The sequence below is a fragment of the Shinella lacus genome, from assembly GCF_010994755.1.
Lineage (GTDB): Bacteria > Pseudomonadota > Alphaproteobacteria > Rhizobiales > Rhizobiaceae > Shinella > Shinella lacus.
Map to the genome: position 1 here is coordinate 26168 of NZ_WHSB02000017.1, position 20602 is coordinate 46769.

General features: G+C 64.4%; 15 protein-coding genes and 1 tRNA gene. 5 read left to right on the forward strand and 11 right to left on the reverse strand.

Annotated features, from left to right (window positions below):
* The 4 genes from GB927_RS28880 to GB927_RS28895 form a co-directional block, all read right to left on the reverse strand.
* On the reverse strand, positions 1–927 hold the full coding sequence (locus tag GB927_RS28880; protein WP_256120678.1) for a DMT family transporter: 927 nt from the start codon (positions 925–927) through the stop codon (positions 1–3).
* Positions 924–1499 (reverse strand): TetR/AcrR family transcriptional regulator, encoded by a 576-nt coding sequence (locus GB927_RS28885; protein WP_256120679.1) that lies wholly within the window; start codon positions 1497–1499, stop codon positions 924–926. The genes GB927_RS28880 and GB927_RS28885 overlap by 4 nt, the downstream gene beginning before the upstream one ends.
* A gap of 123 nt (positions 1500–1622) precedes the next feature.
* Positions 1623–1699, reverse strand: a tRNA-His gene (locus tag GB927_RS28890).
* A gap of 147 nt (positions 1700–1846) precedes the next feature.
* Complete coding sequence (locus GB927_RS28895) at positions 1847–2296, reverse strand: phasin (protein WP_256120680.1); 450 nt, start codon at positions 2294–2296, stop codon at positions 1847–1849.
* A gap of 243 nt (positions 2297–2539) precedes the next feature.
* Here GB927_RS28895 and GB927_RS28900 point away from each other — a divergent pair, with 243 nt between their 5' ends.
* Together GB927_RS28900 and GB927_RS28905 are read left to right on the forward strand one after the other, a co-directional pair.
* Positions 2540–6106, forward strand: a complete 3567-nt coding sequence (locus tag GB927_RS28900) for an ATP-binding protein (RefSeq protein WP_256120681.1) — start codon at positions 2540–2542, stop codon at positions 6104–6106.
* A gap of 169 nt (positions 6107–6275) precedes the next feature.
* A complete protein-coding gene (locus GB927_RS28905) occupies positions 6276–7865 on the forward strand; it encodes an ABC transporter permease (RefSeq protein WP_256120775.1) in 1590 nt (529 codons plus the stop codon).
* A gap of 249 nt (positions 7866–8114) precedes the next feature.
* On the opposite strand, the gene GB927_RS28910 is transcribed toward GB927_RS28905, so the two are convergent.
* Complete coding sequence (locus tag GB927_RS28910; RefSeq protein WP_256120682.1) at positions 8115–10064, reverse strand: acetoacetate--CoA ligase; 1950 nt, start codon at positions 10062–10064, stop codon at positions 8115–8117.
* Between the two features lie 185 nt (positions 10065–10249).
* Here GB927_RS28910 and GB927_RS28915 point away from each other — a divergent pair, with 185 nt between their 5' ends.
* A complete protein-coding gene (locus GB927_RS28915; protein WP_256120683.1) occupies positions 10250–12085 on the forward strand; it encodes an AsmA family protein in 1836 nt (611 codons plus the stop codon).
* 3 nt (positions 12086–12088) lie between these two features.
* Here GB927_RS28915 and GB927_RS28920 read toward each other — a convergent pair whose 3' ends face one another.
* From GB927_RS28920 to GB927_RS28940, 5 genes are all read right to left on the reverse strand, one after another.
* Complete coding sequence (locus GB927_RS28920; RefSeq protein ID WP_256120684.1) at positions 12089–12907, reverse strand: ABC transporter permease; 819 nt, start codon at positions 12905–12907, stop codon at positions 12089–12091.
* A 3-nt stretch (positions 12908–12910) separates the two neighbouring features.
* The gene (locus GB927_RS28925) at positions 12911–13822 is read right to left on the reverse strand and encodes an ABC transporter permease subunit (RefSeq protein WP_256120685.1); all 912 of its coding nucleotides are present in this window, start codon (positions 13820–13822) and stop codon (positions 12911–12913) included.
* A gap of 3 nt (positions 13823–13825) precedes the next feature.
* On the reverse strand, positions 13826–14968 hold the full coding sequence (locus GB927_RS28930) for an ABC transporter ATP-binding protein (protein ID WP_256120686.1): 1143 nt from the start codon (positions 14966–14968) through the stop codon (positions 13826–13828).
* Positions 14969–15048: 80 nt separating this feature from the next.
* Positions 15049–16158, reverse strand: a complete 1110-nt coding sequence (locus GB927_RS28935; RefSeq protein WP_305112861.1) for a polyamine ABC transporter substrate-binding protein — start codon at positions 16156–16158, stop codon at positions 15049–15051.
* A 169-nt stretch (positions 16159–16327) separates the two neighbouring features.
* Positions 16328–17743: a helix-turn-helix domain-containing protein gene (locus GB927_RS28940; RefSeq protein WP_256120688.1), complete on the reverse strand. Its 1416-nt coding sequence runs from the start codon at positions 17741–17743 to the stop codon at positions 16328–16330.
* Positions 17744–17962: 219 nt separating this feature from the next.
* Here GB927_RS28940 and aceA point away from each other — a divergent pair, with 219 nt between their 5' ends.
* Together aceA and GB927_RS28950 are read left to right on the forward strand one after the other, a co-directional pair.
* Entirely contained in the window at positions 17963–19252 is a 1290-nt protein-coding gene (aceA, locus tag GB927_RS28945; RefSeq protein WP_256120689.1) for an isocitrate lyase, read from the forward strand.
* A 100-nt stretch (positions 19253–19352) separates the two neighbouring features.
* Entirely contained in the window at positions 19353–19592 is a 240-nt protein-coding gene (locus GB927_RS28950; RefSeq protein WP_256120690.1) for an SMc00767 family acetate metabolism repressor, read from the forward strand.
* 57 nt (positions 19593–19649) lie between these two features.
* Here GB927_RS28950 and GB927_RS28955 read toward each other — a convergent pair whose 3' ends face one another.
* A complete protein-coding gene (locus GB927_RS28955) occupies positions 19650–20522 on the reverse strand; it encodes a LysR family transcriptional regulator (protein WP_256120691.1) in 873 nt (290 codons plus the stop codon).
* Between the last annotated feature and the right edge of the window lie 80 nt (positions 20523–20602).

The window sequence follows — 20602 nt, forward strand, 5'->3', positions numbered from 1 at the left end:
CTAGGAATGGGCCGGCGCCTGAGATTTCGCAACGATGAGGATACCGACAAGGGACACCGCCAGGCCCACCGCCATCGCCCAGGAAAGCGGCTCACCGAACATCAGCCAGGCCCAGATCATCGTCACCGGCGGGCTGAGATAGAGGATGGCCGTGACCCGGGCGGGCGAGGATTTCTGGAGTGCCAGATAATAGAGGCTCCAGGCCGCGAAGGTGGCGATGAAGACAAGCCAGAGAATACCGCCGATGAAGCCGGCGTCCAGAACCGGCAGCACGCCGCCTTCGTGCCAGGCGAGCACGGCGAAGATCACCGCCGCCGACAGGCACTGGATGCAGAGGCTCTGGTAGACCGGCATGGCGCTCGACGCACTGCGCTTCTGCAAGAGCGTCGCCAGCGCGAGTGAAAGCGTGCCGAGCACGGGCAGGCCATAGGCCCAGAGCGGCACATTGCCGATATCCAGCGACCAGCCGGACGCGATGACCACGCCGGCGAGCCCGATGAACGAACCGATCCACTGCCGGGTGGTGAGCGCCTGCCCGAGAATGGGCCAGGACAGGAAGGCGACCGCGAGCGGCAGCATGTCGGTGATGAGGGCGACGAGGCCGGTCGGCACGCCGAAGGAGATCGCCAGCGCAAAGCCCGACAGGTAGCCGGCCATGGCGAGCGCGCCGAGCAGCATGTGCAAGGCGATGTCTCTGCCGCGGATTTTCGGCCCCATCATCAAGGCGAAGGGCAGCAGCACCAAGCCCGAGACGAGGCTGCGCCAAAGCAGGATGAGGAAGATCGGTGCGTGATCGTGCGCAAAGCGAACGCCGATGAAGCCGGCGCTCCAGCTCACCACCAGCGCCGCTTCGAGAAGCACGAGGACAAGGATCGCCCATAGGCGGGTGGCCGGACGGGGCGCCGTCGCGAGATCCGCGGCGCTCATAGGCTGTCCATGACGGAAATGGCAATCCTGCGCGCCGCCTTCAGCCGCCCGTCATGCCCGTCGAGCCCCGCGCGCGCCATCGCGCCTTCGAGCACGAAGGAGAGATGTTCCGCCGTCTCATCGATCGCGGCACCACCATCAGGTTTCATCTCGCCGAGATATTGCCGGAAGAGCTGCTCCACCTCTTCCTTCTGCAATGCGACCGTCGCCCGGCCGGGATCGGCGATGGACAGTTCGGCAGCCGCATTCAGAAGCCCGCAGCCGCGAAAACCCCAGCCATAGGCGAGTTCGGCATGGTCGACATAGGAATCGAAGACTGCCAGCAGGCGCTCGCGCGGCGAGGCGGCGCTGGCGAGCCGATGCCGATACAGCGCGTGCCACTCCTCCAGCCGCGCATCGAGATAGGCCTTCACCAGCTCCGACTTGGAGGAGAAGTTGTTGTAGAGGCTCATCTTCGCAACGCCGGCATGGGCCGTGATCGTGTCGATCCCCGTCGCCCCTACCCCGTCCCGATAGAACAGTTCGGCAGCTGCCTTCAGCAGCCGTTCCCGTGCCGGCACTCGTTCGGTCATCGTGCACCTCAATTAAATATGTAGACCGATCTACCTATTTTCGTCGGGAGTCAAGCGACGGCCACGCAAAAGGGCGCAGAACTCATCCACGCCCGGAACCGATCAAATTTTGAAGAGTGGAAATGGTACGGTTGGGGGGTCTCGAACCTCCGACCTCAGGTGCCACAAACCTGCGCTCTAACCAACTGAGCTACAACCGCACAACGGCGCGTCGACCGCGCTTGGTGCGTCACATACGGGCAGCCGCACCATTTTTCAAGCGTTTTTTGCATGCTTGCACATACGAAAATGGCCGGGCTCATACCCGGCCATTTTATCGTGCCGTGTAAAACCCTGCCAGGCGGGGCTTAGGCGGTCTTGAAGGACTTCATGGCCTTCTCGGCGGCGGACTTGCCGGGAGCCGAGACCTTTTCGGCAACCTTCTTGGAGGTTTCCTGCAGGGTGCGGGCCTGTTCGACGACGACTTCGGCCTGCTTGCGCAGGAACGCGGTCTGCAGCTCGAACAGTTCGGAGACCGACTTCACGCCGAGCAGGGCTTCCATGTGGGAAAGCGAGTTTTCGGCATTGGTGCGCAGCGCTTCGATGGCCTTGAGGCCGAGTTCGACGGAGCCGGCCTGGGCGCTTTCGAGCGTCGCTTCGACGGTCTTGGTCGCGTCTTCGGCGGCTTCCTTCATCTTGGCATAAGCTTCCTTGCTCTGAGCGGCGCCCTTTTCGGCGAACTCGCGGAAGCTTTCAGAGACCTTGCTGGGGTCGATGGATGCGATGGAGAATACGTCGTCGGTCTTCTTGGTAGCCATTGTCTGCGCTCCTTGGTTTGGCCCTCTCTAGAGGCGCCGTGTTCTTGGATGAGCCGTATATAGACGATCTCTTTTCGCATTGCAACAAAATTGTGCGGTGCACAATAATTCGAGGCGGCGTTAACCCTTCCGCCCGAAAGCCCGGGCCTTTGCGGGCGAAGCGCTGGACCCCCCGCACATGCACCGCTATTAATAAAGCGTTAATCGAAAGCCGGGGCCCCGGAAGCAGACACAGGCCTGAATATGTCCGCAAAGCAGTATCCCTTTATCGACGTCGCCGTCCATGAACGGGTGCGCCTGCCCTTCGCCCGGGGCGAGGCGGTCGTGCTGTTTTCCAAGGACATGGCGCGCGTGCTCTGGTCGAACGGCCGCGGGGCCGCCCTTTTCGGTCACGACAACATCTATGATTTTCTGGACGCCGGCCCGGACCGCGCGGATGTCGCCTTCCGCCAGCTTTCCGCCACCGCCCAGCAGGTGCAGGCGCCCGGCGAGCGCCGCAGCTTCATCATGCGCATCGGCAGCGGGTTTCGCAGCGTCCCGGTAAGTGCGGCCGTCGAGGGCGTCACCATCCGCCTCGGCGACGAGGCGATCCTGTTCAGCACGCCCGTCAGCGCCGGCCGACAGAGCCAGCAAGATGCGGCCGCCGCCATGTTGACCGGCTTCGACGATCCCGACACCCACATGGCCGTGCTCGACGGTGACGGCACGATCATCGCCGCCTCGGCGGATTTCGAAAGCCTCGCCGTCAGCCCGGAAACAAGGCGCGCGCTCGTGGAGGCCGCCGGCCGCAGCACGGAGCGCCTCGTCAAGCGCCCGATCGCCACCGGCCGCGGCAACCTGCCCGCCGCCATCGGCCGCATCGCCACCGATCCGGCGCTGCACCTTCTCTTCGCCGTCGAAACGATCCTCGGGCATCTCGATCCGGATGAGGACGAGGCGGAGCCGATGGCTGTTACCGCGGTGGAGGTCGAGGTCGAGCCGGAGATCGAGACCCCTGTGGCGGAAGAGCCGCAGGTCGAGGACGTGCTGGAAGCCGAAGCGGTTGAGCCGGTTTCCGAGCCTGAAGCGGTCGCCTTCGTCGAGGAAGAGCCTACAATCGAGGACGTCGCTCCGTTGGAAAGTGCCGACGAGCCGGTCGAGGAAGCGCCTGAAGCCACCGCCGAAGACGTCGTTGCGGAAACCGTGGAAGAGGTCGAACCGGCGCTTGCGGAGGAACCCGTCGCCGAGGCCGCCGAAGCGCCCGTTGAAAAATCCGGCTTCGTCTTCAATCCGCAGGGACGGCCGATCCGTTTCGTCTGGAAGATCGATGCCGAGGGGCGGTTCAGCGAGATCTCGGAGGAATTCGCCGCCGCCGTCGGGCCGCATGCCGCGGCCATCTCCGGCGAGCGCTTCACCGATGTCGCGGCCCGCTTTGATCTCGACGCCGAAGGCAAGATCGGCGACCTGCTGCGCCGCCGCGATACTTGGTCGGGCAAGACGATCCTGTGGCCTGTCGAGGGCACGGCGCTCGTCGTGCCGGTCGATCTCGCCGCATTGCCCACCTATTCGCGCAACCGCGAATTCGACGGTTTCCGCGGCTTCGGCATCGTGCGCATCGCCGATTCGAGCGAGGACCCTCATGCGCGTGGGCTGACGCTCAGCCACATTGTCGAAGCGGCCGAGGAAGAGCAGACCGTCCTGGTGGAAGAGGTTCTGGCCGAAGAAGCCGGTACGCTGCTGGAGGACGCGGCGGAAGGGCTGACCGAAACGATCGAGATTCCGGATCATGCCTCTGCGCAGGTGACGGACGACGCTTTCGCGGCACCGGATGAGACGGTTGCCGAAGAAACCGCAGACACCTCCCCGGCTCCGGAAGAAGAACCAACGCCGGTCGTGCCGGCCGATGACGAACAGGATGCCTTCCGCGGCGAGCGCCCGGCGTTGCGCCTGGTCGAAAATCCGGCCCGTCGCCAGTCCGACAAGGTCGTGCAGCTCGAAACCCGGCGCAATCGCGGCGGTCTTTTCGATGGCCTCTCGACCGGCGAGCAGGCGGCGTTCCGCGAAATCGCCCGCCAGCTCGGCGAGACTTTCGGCAAGCGCAAGCCGGAGGACCGCCCGGCAGGCGACCGCGCCGCCGAAACACCGGCTGAGACGATCCGCGACGACGAGCCCGAAATTGCCGCCGTCGTGCCCGCGACAGGCGAGAACGACGCGGAAATGCCGGGCCTCGAAATCGGCCCGCATGCCGACGACCTCCTGAGCGAGGACCATGCCGAGACGCGCACGGCGATCGCCCCCCCGCGCCGGCAGATGGATTACGGCCTCACCGCCGCCGTGGTCGACGCGCTGCCCGTGGCGCTGCTGGTGCATGTCGGCGACCGGCTGATCCATGCCAATCCGGAATTCTTCCGCCTGACGGGCTATTCCAGCCTCGACGACCTCGAAGCCTCCGGTGGGCTCGAAATCCTGCTGGGCGGCCCGGACGAGGACGCAGGCGACGGCGACGGCACGATGGCGCTGCGCCATGCCGATGGCGAGAGTGCCAGCGCCGTGCGCGCCCGCCTCCAGTCGATCCGCTGGGAGGACGGCACCGCGCTGATGCTGGCGCTGACGCCGATCCAGGCCAACAAGCCGACCCTTTCGCTGGTCGAAACCGCGCCCGCGCCCATCGAGACCGAAGAGCGGAACGCCGACCAGGCGGCCGCCTCGGCACTGCGCATCGAGGTCAGCGAGCTGCGCTCCATCCTCGAAACCGCGACCGATGGCGTCGTGGTGGTCGGGCAGGAAGGCGACATTCGCTCGATGAACCGCTCGGCAAGCGCCCTCTTCAACTATGACGAGGACGAGACGCGCGGCCGGCCGTTCGCCATGCTTTTTGCCCATGAAAGCCAGAAGGCGGTGCTCGATTATCTCGCCGGCCTGGCCGGCCATGGCGTCGCGAGCGTGCTCAATGACGGGCGCGAGGTCATCGGCCGCGAGGCCTCCGGCGGCTTCATCCCGCTGTTCATGACGATGGGCCGCCTCTCCTCCTCCTCCGGCTACTGCGCGGTCATTCGCGACATTACCCAGTGGAAGCGCACCGAGGAGGAGTTGCGCAACGCCAAGCGCGCGGCCGAGACGGCGAATGCCCACAAGAGCGACTTCCTCGCCCGCGTCAGCCACGAGATCCGCACGCCGCTCAACGCCATCATCGGCTTTTCCGACATGATGGCGACGGAGCGCTTCGGCCCGATCGGCCATCCGCGCTACATCGAATATGCCAACGATATCGGCCGCTCCGGCCGCCATGTGCTCGATATCGTCAACGACCTCCTCGACATTTCCAAGATCGAGGCGGGCGAGATGGAGCTGGAGTTCACGGCCGTCGGCCTGAACGAGACGATCGCGGAAGCCGTGTCGCTGGTGCAGCCGCAGGCGAACGGCCAGCGCGTCATCATCCGCACCTCGCTTTCGGCCAATGTACCGCAGATCGTCGCGGACCTGCGCTCGATCAAGCAGATCGCGCTCAACATCCTGTCGAATGCCATCCGCTTTACGCCCGCCGGCGGGCAGATCGTCGTGTCGACCGCCTACGAGCCGAACGGCAGCGTCGTGCTGCGCATCCGCGACACCGGCGTCGGCATGACGCGCAGCGAGCTGGAACAGGCGATGAAGCCCTTCCGGCAGGTGACCACGGGTGCGCGCAAGCGGGGCGACGGGACCGGCCTCGGCCTGCCGCTCACCAAGGCGATGGTCGATGCCAACCGGGCAAACTTTTCGATCAGCTCCACGCCGAACGAGGGCACGCTGGTCGAAGTGAGCTTTCCCTCGCCGCGCGTGTTGGCAGATTGACCCTATTGGGCTAGACCGGGAAAAACGTGTCCCGGCGCCCCTGCCCCGTCAGGGATTGCCGCATCGTCGAGGTAAAGCCTTGCAGGTCCTGTCTGAAAGCGTGCCGGCGCGCCGCCGATCCAGCGCCGCCCGCCACCCGCTGCTCTCAGTCACCGCCGTGCTGGCAGCCATGATCGTGCTGATGCCGGCGATCGCCATCGTCGTCATTGCTGCGACGGGCGGCATGGAGAGCTGGCCGCATCTCATCAGCAATGTCATTCCGCGCGCGACGCTGCGCACGCTGATCCTGCTTGCCGGCGTCGGCACCATCAGCGGCGTCGTCGGCGTCGTGACGGCCTGGCTGGTCGCGAGCTGCGAGTTTCCGGGCCGCCGGCTGCTCTCCGGCCTGCTCGTGCTGCCGCTCGCCATCCCCGCCTATCTCGGCGCCTATGCCTTTGCAGAATTCTTCTCCTTCACCGGCCCGGTGCAGACGGCCTGGCGTGGCCTCTTCGGCTTCCAGACGAGCCGCGACTACTGGTTTCCGGAGGTGCGCACCACCGGCGGCGCGATGCTGGTGCTGTCCAGCGTGCTCTATCCGTACATCTACCTCTCCGCGCGCTCGATGTTCCTGATGCAGGGCCGCGCGGCGGCGGATGTCGCACGCACGCTCGGCGCCGGTCCCTTGAAAGTCTTCGCGAAAATCCAGATTCCCATGGCGCGGCCGGCGATCATGGTGGGGCTGACGCTCGTTGCCATGGAAACGCTGAACGATATCGGCGCGGTGGAATATCTCGGCGTGCAGACGCTGACCTTTTCGATCTTCGACACCTGGCTCAACCGCGGCAGCCTTGCCGGTGCCGCGCAGATCGCCTGCGTCATGCTGGTCTTCGTCGTCTGCCTGATGCTGGTGGAGCGCGCCGCGCGCCGCCGGCAGCGTTTCGCCAGCCAGAAGACCACGGCGGCCGTGCACGATTCGGTGCGCCTGAAGCTCGCGGGCTGGAAGAAATGGGCGGCCAGCCTCGCCTGCCTCGCGCCGCCGGTCATCGGTTTCGCCATTCCGGTCTTCGTGCTCGGCGGCTATGCCGCGCGCCGGCTGGAGCAATTCGTCTCGACGCGGCTGCTCTCCGCACTCTGGAACAGCGTGCTCGTCTCGGCATCGACGGCGCTCGTCGCGGTGCTGCTCGCCTTCCTGCTGGCCTATGCCGCACGCACCACGCGCTCGCGGCTGAACGCCGCCGCCGGCCGTTTCGCCTCCTTCGGCTATGGCGTACCGGGCACGGTGCTTGCCATGGGCGTGCTGATCCCGCTCGCCAATTTCGACAATGCGGTCGATGCCTTCCTGCGCGCCCAATTCGGCATCTCCACCGGCCTGCTGCTCTCCGGCACCGGCTTTGCCATCATCTATGCCTGCACGGTGCGTTTCCTCACCATGGCGGAAGGCACGATCGATGCGGGCTTCCACAAGCTCTCGCCGCATCTCGACATGGCGGCGCGCACGCTGGGGCGCACCAGCGGCCAGACGCTGCGGAGCGTGCTGTTGCCGATGATGCGGCCGGCGACGCTGACGGCGGCGCTGCTCGTCTTCATCGAGACCATGAAGGAACTGTCGGCGACGATCATGCTGCGCCCGTTCAACTTCAACACGCTGGCAACGCTGGTCTACGAGGATGCCTCGCGGGCGAAGGTGGAGGACGCCGGCGTGCCGGCCATCATCATCGTCGCGGTCGGGCTCATCCCCGTCTTCCTCGTCTCGCGCTCGCTCGACCGGCACACGGGGTAAAAAAGAGGGCGGCAAAAGCCGCCCCGATAGTTTGAATGCTGTCCAACGTAAGCGTGGGTGAACGGCCTCATGCCATCGGGGTCGGGTGCGACCGGAACGCCCATCATCGGGCGCGCTCAAGTTGGCACGACATTGCCCCAATGCGGTTTAACAAATCCTTACCTGGCCGGTTCCGGCACAAAGGTTTCGTTCACAACTTCGCGAGTTTGGTTAATACGGCCGGTTCGAAATCGCGGGCGCCGCTCACCTTCATGACTTCAACGCGTCCAAACCCGCAAAGAGCGCCAGCGCCTCCGGATTGGCGAGCGCCTCCTGGTTCCGGACCGGCCTGCCATGCACGACCTCGCGCACCGCAAGCTCGACAATCTTACCCGATTTCGTGCGCGGGATATCGGCAACCTCAATGATCTTCGCCGGCACATGGCGGGGCGAGGCGCCGGTGCGGATCTTTGTGCGGATCGTCTTTTCCAGCGCCTCGTCCAGCACTTCGCCGGGCTGAAGGCGCACGAAGAGCACGACGCGCACGTCGTCATCCCAGTCCTGGCCGATGCAGAGCGCTTCGGCGACTTCGTCAAGCTGTTCGACCTGGTTGTAGATCTCCGCCGTGCCGATGCGCACGCCACCAGGGTTCAGCGTCGCGTCGGAGCGGCCATGGATGACGATGCCGCCATGGCTGGTCCATTCGGCGAAATCGCCGTGGCACCAGATATTGTCGAAACGCTCGAAATAGGCGGCACGGTATTTTTCGCCGGCCGGATCGTTCCAGAACATGACGGGCATGGAGGGGAAGGCCCTGGTGCAGACCAGCTCGCCCTTTTCGCCGCGCACCGGCTGCCCGTCCTCGTCCCAGACGTCCATGGCAAGGCCGAGGCCCGGCCCCTGGATCTCGCCCCGCCAGACGGGTTTCAGCGGAATGCCCAGCACGAAACCGGAGACGATATCCGTGCCGCCGGAGATGGAGGCGAGCTGCACGTCCGGCTTGATGCCTTCATAGACGAAGCTGAAGCTCTCGGGTGAGAGCGGCGACCCCGTCGAGGCCAGCACGCGCAAGCTGGAGAGGTCGTGTGTCGAGAGCGGTGTGAGGCCGCTTTTGCGCACGGCGTCGATATATTTGGCGGAAGTGCCGAGCACGGCGAAGCGTTCCGTCGCCGCATAGTCGAACAGCACGTTGCCATCCGGATGAAAGGGCGAACCGTCGAACAGACAGAGCGTGGTGCCGAGCGCGAGGCCGGAGACCAGCCAGTTCCACATCATCCAGCCGCAGGTGGTGAAGTAGAACAGCCGCTCGCCCTCGACCAGGCCGCAATGCAGGTGATGCTCCTTCAGGTGCTGCAGCAGCGTGCCGCCGGCCGAATGGACGATGCATTTTGGCACGCCCGTCGTGCCGGACGAGAACAGGATATAAAGCGGGTGGCGGAAAGGGAGCTGCGCGAAGGTGAGCGGTTTCGCCGCGTAGGGCGCCGTCAGCGCCTCCAGCGTGCGGCCATCCGGCAGCGAGGCGGCGAGCGCTTCGGCATCCCCCGCATAGTGCACGACCACGACCGGCACGCCGAGCTTTCCGGCGATGGCCTGCACCTTGGCGGAGACATCCTGAAGCTTGCCGGCATACCAATAGGCATCGCAGGCGATGAAAAGCTTCGGCTCGATCTGGCCGAAGCGGTCGAAAACACCCTGCTCGCCGAAGTCGGGCGAACAGGAGGACCAGATGGCGCCGAGCGAGGTGGCGGCAAGCATGCAGGCGATGGTTTCCGGCATGTTCGGCATCATGGCGGCGACGCTGTCGCCCTCACCGACACCCATCGCCGCGAAGGCCTGCTGGAGTTTCGAGACGCGGGCGCGCAGCCCGTCCCAGGACCAGCGGTAGGACACCTTGTCCTCGCCACGGAAGACGATCGCATCGTCCGGACCGGCCTTCTTCAGCAGGTTCTCCGCAAAATTCAGACGGCCTTGCGGGAAGAAGCGGGCTTCGAGCATGCGGTCGCCGTTTTCGAGCGCCGTGCCGCCCTTCTCGCCGATCACGCCGCAATCGTCCCAGACCGCGGTCCAGAAGGCCGCCCGGTCTTCCACCGACCAGGCGTGAAGATCCTCATAGGATGTGAAGGCGCGCCCGGCGATGCGGCTAGCGCCTTTCATGAACAGGGCCATCGGGCTCGTCGCCAGGATTTCCGCCGAGGGTTCCCACAGGGGCATTTCCGACATCACGCTGTCCTCCACTCAAGGGCCATTCTACAACATGTTGCACCGCAGTATAATGCCGCGAATGCCGGTTCGCGCCGTTGCCGAACGCAATTCCGCCGTGCCGCCATTTGATTTCTTGGCCCCAAGCGCCTATCCCCGTTCGCTTGAAGAGATGTGACCGCTGCCGGTAGAGGACCCGCCCCCGAATGACGCTTTCCCGTTTCATGCAATCGCGGCTTCTGGTGCGGGGATTCCTGGTCGTTCTGGCACTGTTCGTCGCCGGGCGCGTCGGCTTTCCCTTCCTCATCCAGACGGACACGGTCGGGCGGGAAATCGAGGAGACGTTGGAAGCCTGGACCGGCGCCGACGTCGAGATCGGCCGCGCGGCGGAATTCTCCTTCTGGCCCTATCCGCGCGTGACGCTCGGCAATGTGCGGGTCGTCACGGGCGGCAAGCAGGAACTCGCGCATGTCGAGGAAATATGGGCAAGCTTCGACCTTGTCGGCGCCGTGCGCGGCAAGCCTGTCTTCAGCGATTTCGATCTCGTGCGGCCGACGGTCCGTGTCGGCTGGGACGCCGAGGGCGTGTTCAACTGGCGCCACAGCGGCTGGCTGATCCAGGCGATCGACGCCACCGCCTCCGCTCCCGAAGGCCAGGCGATACCGGAACTGCCGGAGGAGCGCATCGGCACGATCAACGTCGTCGACGGCATCGTCGAGGTGGCGCAGGACGACGGGACCACGCCCTATCGCATCTCGGATATCAACGGCAATATCGACTGGCCGGCGCTTCGGCGTCCGCTGGATCTGACGCTCTCCGGCGTCGTCAATGGCGAGATGACGCGCTGGACCTTCGATTGCGACCAGCCGCTGGCGCTGCTGGCCGGGCACAATGCCAATATGCGCACCAACCTTTCCGCCGATCCGACCACGGTGAACTTCGAGGGCGTCGCCAATCTCTCGACCAATGCCTTCGTGGCCGGCAACATGATGTTGTCGACGCCCTCGCTCGGCCATCTGCTCGCCTGGCAGGGCAAGGACATCCCCTCGGTCGGCAATCTCGGCCATGTCAATGTCGAGGCGAAGGTGACGACGGCCGGCTATTCGGCCAAGCTCGAAAACGTCAAGATGACGCTCGACAATGCGCAGGCGACCGGCGTGCTCGACGTCGACATGCCGCCGGACGGCGTGCCGCAGGTCGGCGGCACGCTTGCCTTCGACCGCATCGACCTGCGCGCCTTCCTTTCCGCCTTTTCGCCCGGCGCCGAGCAGAATGCCGCGAGCATCGACACGGCCTTCCTGCACCAGTTCGGCATGGACCTCCGGCTTTCCGCCAAGACGGCGGATTTCACGCCGTTCTCGCTTCAGGAGCTTGCAGCCGGCGTGCGTGTCGAGAATGGCCGCGCCTCCTTCGATGTCGGCGACAGCGGCTTCATGGACGGGCGCATGACGGGCCGCATCGCGCTCACCGAACAGGGTTTTCGTGGCGGCGGGCGGTTCCAGATGTCGCTGAGCAACGTGGATATCGGCGCCATCGTCAACACTCTGGCGCTGCCGGGGCCGCTGCCTTCCGGGCGTGGCTCGGCCGATTTCGAGCTTTCGACCGACCGGCCGCTCTGGGCGACGACGGCGTCCGACATGTCCGGCCATTTCCGCTTGAACATGGGCTCGGGCACGCTCACCCATTTCAACCGGCAGGCCTTCGAGGAGCGTGCGGCGAAAAACGCCTTCTTCAATTTTTCCGAAGCAGCCGACGGCTCGTTCGATTTCGTGCGGGCCGACGTGGAGGCGAAGCTCGACCGCGGTCTTGCGGAACTGACCAAGGCGGAGATCGAGGGCAACGAGAAACTTCTGACGCTCTCCGGCATGATCCCCTATCGCAGCGGCAGCGTGGCGCTGGCCGGCGCGCTGTCCGACCGCCCGCAGGCGGACGCCTCGGCGGTCGTCAATCCGGCGATCAGCTTCTTCGTCGGCGGCTCCTGGCCGGAGCCGGTAATCTCGCCGCTTTCGATCCTGACGGGGCAACAGCCCCGCCAGGAATAGGGTTCAGCGGCCGGCGAAGGCCGCCTGTTCGTCGCGCTGGCGCTGCACCTCGCGCCGCTTCGTCATGATGGACGCAATAACGACCCCAATGGCGACGAGGCCGATGAGCAGGGTGCAGGCCGCGTTGATTTCCGGCGTCACGCCGAGGCGCACCTGGCTGTAGATCTTCATCGGCAGCGTCGTCGCACCCGGGCCGGAAGTGAAGCTCGAGATGACGAGATCGTCGAGCGACAGGGTCAGCGCCAGCATCCAGCCCGACAGCACCGCCGGCAGGATGACCGGCAGCGTCACCTCAAGGAAGGTGCGGACCGGCGTGGCGCCGAGATCGAGCGCCGCCTCCTCGATGGAGCGATCGAAGGAGAGCAGCCGCGACTGCACCACGACCGTCACGAAGCACATCGAGAAGGTAATGTGCGCCAGCGTCACGGTGACGAAGCCGCGGTCGAAGCCGATGGCGACGAAGAGCAAGAGCAGCGACAGGCCGGTGATGACTTCCGGCATGACGAGCGGTGCATAGACCATGCCGGAAAACAGCAACCTTCCGCGGAAGCGGGTGTAGCGTGTCAGCGCCAGCGCCGCCATGGTGCCGAGGATGGTGGCGATCGTCGCCGACAGCAGCGCCACGCGGATCGTCACCCAGGCCGCATCCATGAGGCCCTGGTTGTTGAAGAGCGCGACGTACCATTTCGTCGAGAAGCCGGCCCAGACCGTCACGAGCTTCGACTCGTTGAAGGAGAAGACCACCAGCAGCACGATCGGCAGGTAGAGGAAGGCGAAGCCGAGGACGACGGAGACGATGTTGAAACGGGACCAGTTGCTCATGGCCTATCTCCCTTGCTCTTCGGCCTTGGCCTGCGCATTCTGGAAGAACACGATGGGCACGACCAGGATGAGGAGCAGGATGGTGGCGACGGCGGCGGAGACCGGCCAGTCGCGGTTTGCGTTGAACTCGTTCCACAAGGTCTTGCCGATCATCAGCGTCTGCGACCCGCCGAGCAAATCCGGGATGACGAATTCGCCGACGGCCGGAATAAAGACGAGCATGCAGCCCGCGACCACGCCCGGAAGGGAGAGCGGGAACGTGATCTTCCAGAAGGCGGAAATGGGCGGGCAACCGAGATCCTTTGCCGCCTCGATCAGCGAATTGTCCATCTTCTCCAGCGCGGAATAGAGCGGCAGGATCATGAAGGGCAGATAGGAATAGACGATGCCGATATAGATCGCCCAGTTGGTGCCGATGATGATCAGCGGCTGGTCGATGACGCCGATGCTGAGCAGGAACTGGTTGAGCAGCCCTTCCGGCTTGAGGATGGCGATCCAAGCATAGACGCGGATCAGGAAGCTCGTCCAGAACGGCAGGATGACGAGCATCAGCAGCGTCGGGCGCAGCGTGCGCGGCGCCTGCGCCATGCCATAGGCGATTGGGTAGCCGATCAGGAGCGTGATGAACGTCGAGACACCGGCGATCCAGATGCTCGACAGGTAGGCGTTCAGATAAAGCGCATCCTCGGTCAGCCAGATGTAGTTCGCGAAACTGAACTGCCCCACCTTGCCGAAGAAGCCGGAGAGGCCATCCGCCAGCGCGAAGACCGGCTCATAGGGCGGCTGGGCGATCGCGGTGGTGGAGAGCGAGATGCGGAAGACGATGAAGAAGGGAACGAGGAAGAAGAACAGCAGCCACGCATAGGGAAGAATAATGACAAGGCGGCTGAAGATGGCGGAGCCGAGCTTGTTCATCGGTCAATCCTTCAAGACGACGCCGGCGGTTTCGCCGAAGGAGACCCAGACCTTCTCGTCATAGGAAATCGGGTCCTCCACCTCGCGCAGCGCGTTCAGCATGGAGGCCTTGACCACCTTGCCGCTGTCGAGCTTGACGTAGAAAACCGTCATGTCGCCGAGATAGCCGATGTCCCAGATTTCGCCCGGCGCCGCGTTGACGGAGGCATCGGCGGGAGCGGCCCGCGTGACCTTCATCTTTTCCGGCCGGATGGCGAAGCCGGCAGCACTGCCCGGCGTGGGGCCGTTGGCGGTCGCGGTGCGGATGGTGAAACCCTCGTTGACGGCAAGCTCGATCTTGCCGTTGCCATTGGCCGAAACCTTGCCATCGAGGATGTTGACGTCGCCGATGAAGTCGGCGACGAAGCGCGAATTCGGCGCCTCGTAGATTTCCGCCGGTGTGGCCACCTGGATGACCTTCCCGTGGCTCATCACCGCGATGCGGTCGGCCATGGTCATGGCCTCTTCCTGGTCGTGCGTGACGACCACGAAGGTGAGGCCGAGTTCCTGCTGCAGGTCCATCAGTTCGAATTGCGTTTCCTCGCGCAGCTTCTTGTCGAGCGCGCCGAGCGGCTCGTCCAGCAGCAGCACCTTCGGACGCTTGGCGAGCGAGCGGGCGAGCGCCACGCGCTGGCGCTGGCCGCCGGAAAGCTGGTGCGGCTTGCGCTTGGCGAACTGTTCGAGCTTGACGAGCTTCAGCATCTGCGAGACGCGCTCGGCAATCTCGTTCTTCGGCATGCCGTCCTGGCGCAGCCCGAAACCGATATTGCTCTCCACCGTCATGTGCGGGAAGAGCGCGTAGGACTGGAACATCATGTTGACCGGCCGCTTGTAGGGCGGAATGCCGGCAATATCCTGGCCGTCGAGGATGATTTCGCCGGAGGTCGGCCGCTCGAAACCGGCGAGCATGCGCAGCAGCGTGGACTTGCCGCAGCCGGACGCGCCGAGCAGCGCGAAGAACTCGCGGTGATAGATATTCAGGGTGAGATCATCGACGGCGGTGAAATCGCCGAACCTCTTCGTGACATTGCGGAACGTGATGAATGGTTTTGCGTCCGGATCCGTCCACGGCGCGAAGGAACGACGGATATTGCCGAGAGATTTCATTACCTGTCCCCATCTCTTTTTTCTGGCAGTCAAAATGAAATTGCCCGGAAGAGACTTCCGGGCAATTCGTCCTGTGCCGGTTATTGGCCGGTCACGATTTTGGTCCACGCCCGTGTGAACAGGCGCTGCGTTTTTGCGTCCAGCGTCGTGTTGGTGAAGAGCTTGGCCAGCGTCGCCTCATCCGGATAGATCGTCGTGTCCTTGATGATCTCTTCCGGCATGATGGCCTGGGCCGCCTTGTTGCCGTTGGCGTAGTGGATGTAGGTCGAGGCCTTGGCGATGACTTCCGGGCGCATGATGTAGTCGAGGAAGGCGTGCGCCTCTTCGACATGCGGTGCGTCGGCGGGGATCGCCATCTGGTCGAACCACATCTGCGTGCCTTCCTTCGGGATCGTGTAGCCGATCTCGACGCCGTTGCCGGCCTCTTCCGCGCGGTCGCGGCCCTGGAAGATATCGCCCGACCAGCCGACCGCGATGCAGATATCGCCGTTCGCCAGGCCGTTGATGAATTCGGAGGAGTGGAACTTGCGCACGAAGGGGCGGATCTTCTGGAGCGCTTCCTCGGCCTTGGCAAGATCGGCCGGGTCATGGCTATCCGGGTTCAGGCCGAGATAGGCGAGCGTCACCGGGATGATGTCGGTCGGTGAATCGAGCAGGTTGATGCCGCAGTCCTTGAGCTTTTCGGCATTTGCCGGGTCGAAGATCGCCGTCCAGCTGTCGATCGTGTCCGTGCCGAGGGCTTCCTTGATCTTGGCCTTGTTATAGCCGATGCCGATCGTGCCCCACATGTAGTTGATCGAATATTCGTTGCCCGGATCGAAGGGCTGCATGCGGGTGGCGACCATGTCCCACATATTCTTCAGGTTCGGCAGCTTCGACTTGTCGAGCTTCTGGTAGACGCCGGCCGAAATCTGGCGTTGCAGGAAGGTGTTGGTCGGCACCACCACGTCGTAGCCCGTGCCGCCGGCAAGCAGCTTCGTCTCAAGGATCTCGTTCGAATCATAAACGTCGTAGACGACCTTGATGCCGGTTTCCTTGGTGAAATCGTCGATGATCGATGAGTCGATATAGTCCGACCAGTTATAGACATTAACGACTTTTTCCTGCGCCAGCGCACCACCTGCACCAAACAGGGCGACCGTGGCAGCCGTCGCCAAAAGAGTACGTCTTATCATTGATTTATCTCCCAGTTTTTTTCCGTGCCTATGAGTTGCTATGAAAGAACAGTCACCGATTATGGATGTTTTTCGAGAGGCGACAAGCTGCATTCTACGCATAGACAGGGCGATTTTTGATATCACATTGTTCCCATTCCTATCATATTTGAAGCCCTATCCGCGGCGGAAATCAAGCGAAAATTCACTGGAAGTCGAAAAGGCTCAATCCCGCAACCATTTCGTCAAGCCCGAGGGGGCGCGTGACGGGCGGTTCGGCGCGCGCAAGACAGCCCTGCCGCTCGCACAACCGACAGGCCGTGCCGACCGCAACCGTGCCGTCCCTGCGCACCGCTTCGGCATAGACCGTCTCTTCCGCATGCGCCGCATCGCAGCCGATGAGCAGTGCCGTGCGGCGCACGCGCTCCGCAAAGGCGCCCTGCGGGCCTTCGAGCGTTCGCGAGACCGTCAGGAAGGCGGCGCCGTCCGGCATCTCGACGCGATCGACGAGGATCTGCCCCGGCTGGGAGAAGGCAGAATGCACGCCGAGCTTGGGACAGCCGCCGCCGAAGCGCGCCTGCGGAAAGCCTGACGCGCCCGCCCGGCGGAAGCGGTGGCCGGCATTGTCGATCTCCAGCATGAAGAAAGGCACGCCCGGCTTGCCCGGCCTTTGCAGCATGGTGAGCCGGTTGGCCGCCTGCTCGTAGGAGACGCCGAAGCGCGAGCGCAGGATATCGACATCGTAGCGCGCGCGCTGCGCCGTCGCGTGAAAGGCCTCGTAGGGCATCATCAGCGCATGCGCCGCGTAGCGCGCCAGTTCGAAGCGGGCGATGCGCTTGGCCTCGGCATTCGACAGGGCGAGTTGGTCGAGTTCGGCAAAAATCTCGTCCTGAAGCGCCAATTGCACCGTCTCCATGGCGATCTCGCGCATCTGGTCGAAGGGCGACAGGCGCTCCGACAGGAAGAGGCGCATGGAATGCCGGTCGAAGCGGCGCCGCAGGTTCGGCATGGTGTGCACAGGCAGCAGGCGCACGACGACGCCGTGCTCCTTGCGCAGCCACCCCTTCAGCGCCGCTACCAGATCGTCGCCGGGCGCAAGCGCCGCATGAAACCGCTCCGCCGCCTCGTCGATCGCGCCAAAATAGTTCGGGCGGTTCTCCAGCTTGTCACGCACCTCGTCCATCGGCAGCAGCGCGCCGGAGAGTGTGGTCGCATGGCCTTCGCGGGCGAGCAGGTCGGCGAGATCGGTGAGGCGGGCGGCCTGTTCGCGATAGGCGCGGTAGAGTTTCAGGATACCGCTCGCCACGTTCGGCGCGGCATCGGCAATCTCGACCAGTTCATGGTCGCCCGGCAATTCGCCGGCGAGCAGCGGATCGGCGAAGACCTCGCGCAGCTGGCGCGCATTGCCGGCGCTTTCGCCCTGAAGCTCGTCGAGGTCCACCTTATAGACGGAGGCGAGGCGCAGCAGGAGCTGCACCGTCAAAGGGCGCTGGTTGCGCTCGATGAGGTTGAGGTAGGAGGGCGAGATCGACAGGCCCTCGGCCATCGCGGTCTGGGTGAGGCCCAGCGTGTTGCGGATGCGCCGGACTTTCGGGCCGGCAAAGATCTTGTTCTCCGCCATATGTCACATCCTTTACACGGTTGGGCGCCGTTGGAAATTTACAATCTTTACTTTTTTACAGACGCCCTTTGTCAAAGGCAAGACATCGTTACCCGATTGCGCCGCTGATTTTCCGGTTTTCTCTCGCCCTATTGTGCGCTGCGATGTAAATACTGTCACATGAAATCGGGCGACAAAGAGAGCCAAGCCCGATCCCGAGACATCGCATTGGAGGATACTATGACCGATTTTTACAATCTCGTCCCGAGCGCGCCAAAAGGCCGATTCGACGGCATCGAGCGCCCCTATACGGCCGAGACGGTCGAGAAGCTGCGCGGCTCGGTCCAGATCCGCCATACGCTCGCCGAAAACGGTGCGAACCGTCTCTGGAAGCTCATCCATGAGGAAGATTTCGTCAACGCGCTCGGCGCGCTCTCGGGCAACCAGGCCATGCAGATGGTCCGCGCCGGCCTGAAGGCGATCTACCTGTCCGGCTGGCAGGTTGCCGCCGACGCCAACACCGCGTCCGCCATGTATCCCGACCAGTCGCTCTACCCGGCAAATGCCGCACCGGAACTGGCCAAGCGCATCAACCGCACGCTGCAGCGCGCCGACCAGATCGAGACCGCGGAAGGCAACGGCCTTTCGGTCGACACCTGGTTCGCCCCGATCGTCGCCGACGCGGAAGCCGGTTTCGGCGGCCCGCTCAACGCCTTCGAGATCATGAAGGCCTTCATCGAGGCTGGCGTCGCTGGCGTTCACTTCGAGGACCAGCTCGCGTCGGAAAAGAAGTGCGGCCATCTCGGCGGCAAGGTCCTGATCCCGACCGCAGCCCACATCCGCAACCTCGACGCAGCCCGTCTTGCCGCCGACGTCATGGGCACCTCGACGCTGGTCGTCGCCCGCACCGACGCCGAGGCCGCCAAGCTTCTGACCTCCGATATCGACGAGCGCGACCAGCCCTTCGTCGACCGGGACAAGGGCCGCACGGTCGAGGGTTTCTACCAGGTCAAGAACGGCATCGAGCCCTGCATTGCCCGCGCCATCGCCTATGCGCCGCATTGCGACCTGATCTGGATGGAAACCGGCAAGCCGGACCTCGAACAGGCCCGCAAGTTTGCGGACGCCGTGCACAAGGCCCATCCGGGCAAGCTGCTCGCCTACAATTGCTCGCCCTCGTTCAACTGGAAGAAGAACCTGGACGACGCAACGATCGCCAAGTTCCAGCGCGAGCTGGGTGCGATGGGCTACAAGTTCCAGTTCATTACGCTCGCCGGCTTCCACCAGCTGAACTACGGTATGTTTGAACTGGCCCGCGGCTACAAGGATCGCCAGATGGCGGCCTATTCGGAACTCCAGGAAGCGGAATTCGCCGCCGAGATCAACGGCTACACCGCGACCAAGCACCAGCGCGAAGTCGGCACCGGTTACTTCGATGCCGTGTCGATGGCCATCACCGGCGGCCAGTCCTCGACAACCGCCATGCACGAATCGACCGAGCACGAGCAGTTCCGCCCGGCCGCCGAATAACCCGACCCGTCAACCCTTCAAGAACCCCCATAGAGCCCGCATTCCTGCGACGGCAGGTGTACCACCTGCCTGCAAATGCTCAAAAAAGAGGAGAAATGCCATGGCAGTCCAGACCAGAGTCAAGGAACGTGCGGAAGAACAGGCCTCCGCCATGTCCCCCGACCAGCAGGCCATGATCCGCATGGTCGCCAACGACCTGCACCGCCTCAACCAGTCCGTCATGAAGGCGGTCGAGGCGGGGGTGTCGGTCGAGCTTGTCCGCTCCGCCCGCCACCACGGCGGAGAGGGCAACTGGGGCGACCTGCTGATCCCGGTCATCGTGACGCAGGGTCGCGGCTGACAGGCAAGACATCCAGTCGAAACAAGGTCCCCGGTGCTCCCTGCGCCGGGGACCTTTTTACGTGCGGCTCGGCCGCTTGCCGGCGAAGAGATCGGCGTGGCTCCGGAGCAGACGGAACAGCCGGTCGGAGACCGCGCGGATATCGCGCCGGTGCCGATCCTCGCTGTTGGTGACGACCCATTGGTGGTGCCGCAGCGCGCGGATTTCTTCGCCTGCCCGCTCCAGCGCCGGGTCGAGATCGCCGACGAAGCAAGGTAGCACCGCCTGCCCCGCCCCGGCGCGCACGATATCGAGCAATGAGCGCGGCCGGCTGACGATGACGGCAATAGTGTCTGCCTCCCGCTCATGCGGCCAGCGCAGATAGGCGGAGACCGCATCCTCCTGCGACACCGCCAGCCAGCGGCCGGCAAGCGCCTCCCCGGAATTCTTCCGGCGATAGGCCGCATAGGCCACCTCGCCGGCATGCCGGCTGATCAGGCTCGGCTCCGTCGGCTCGACAGCCCGGATGCCGACATCCACCTCGCGGTGGGTGAGCGTCGCCCGGCGCTCCGAGATGGACAGGTCGAGGCGGAAGGGATCGCGCTCGGTGCAGATTGCGGAAAAATTCTCGCAGACGAGCCACGTTACCCAGGTGCCGGCCATCAGCCGCACGGTGCTCGTCCCCTGCCCCTCCTGCCGCCAGCTTTCCACACCGCGGGCGATCGCCTCCATGCCCTGCAACTGCTCGAACAGCGCCTGGCCCTCGCTGGTCAACCGGTAGCCGGTCTGGCTGCGCAGGAACAGCGGGCGACCCATCGCCTCCTCCACCTGCAGCACGCGCCGGCCGACCGTGGCGGGGCTCAAACCCGAGACCTGCGATGCGCCGGTGAGCCCGCCCTGCCGGGCGACTTCGAGGAAGATGCGGTAGGATTCCCAGGACATGTCTTTCATGGATGAAAAACATAGTGCAATTTCCGCTGTTCGTGAATGCGGATTTGAAGGGTAATTTCCCCTCGTCAAACACGGCGCAG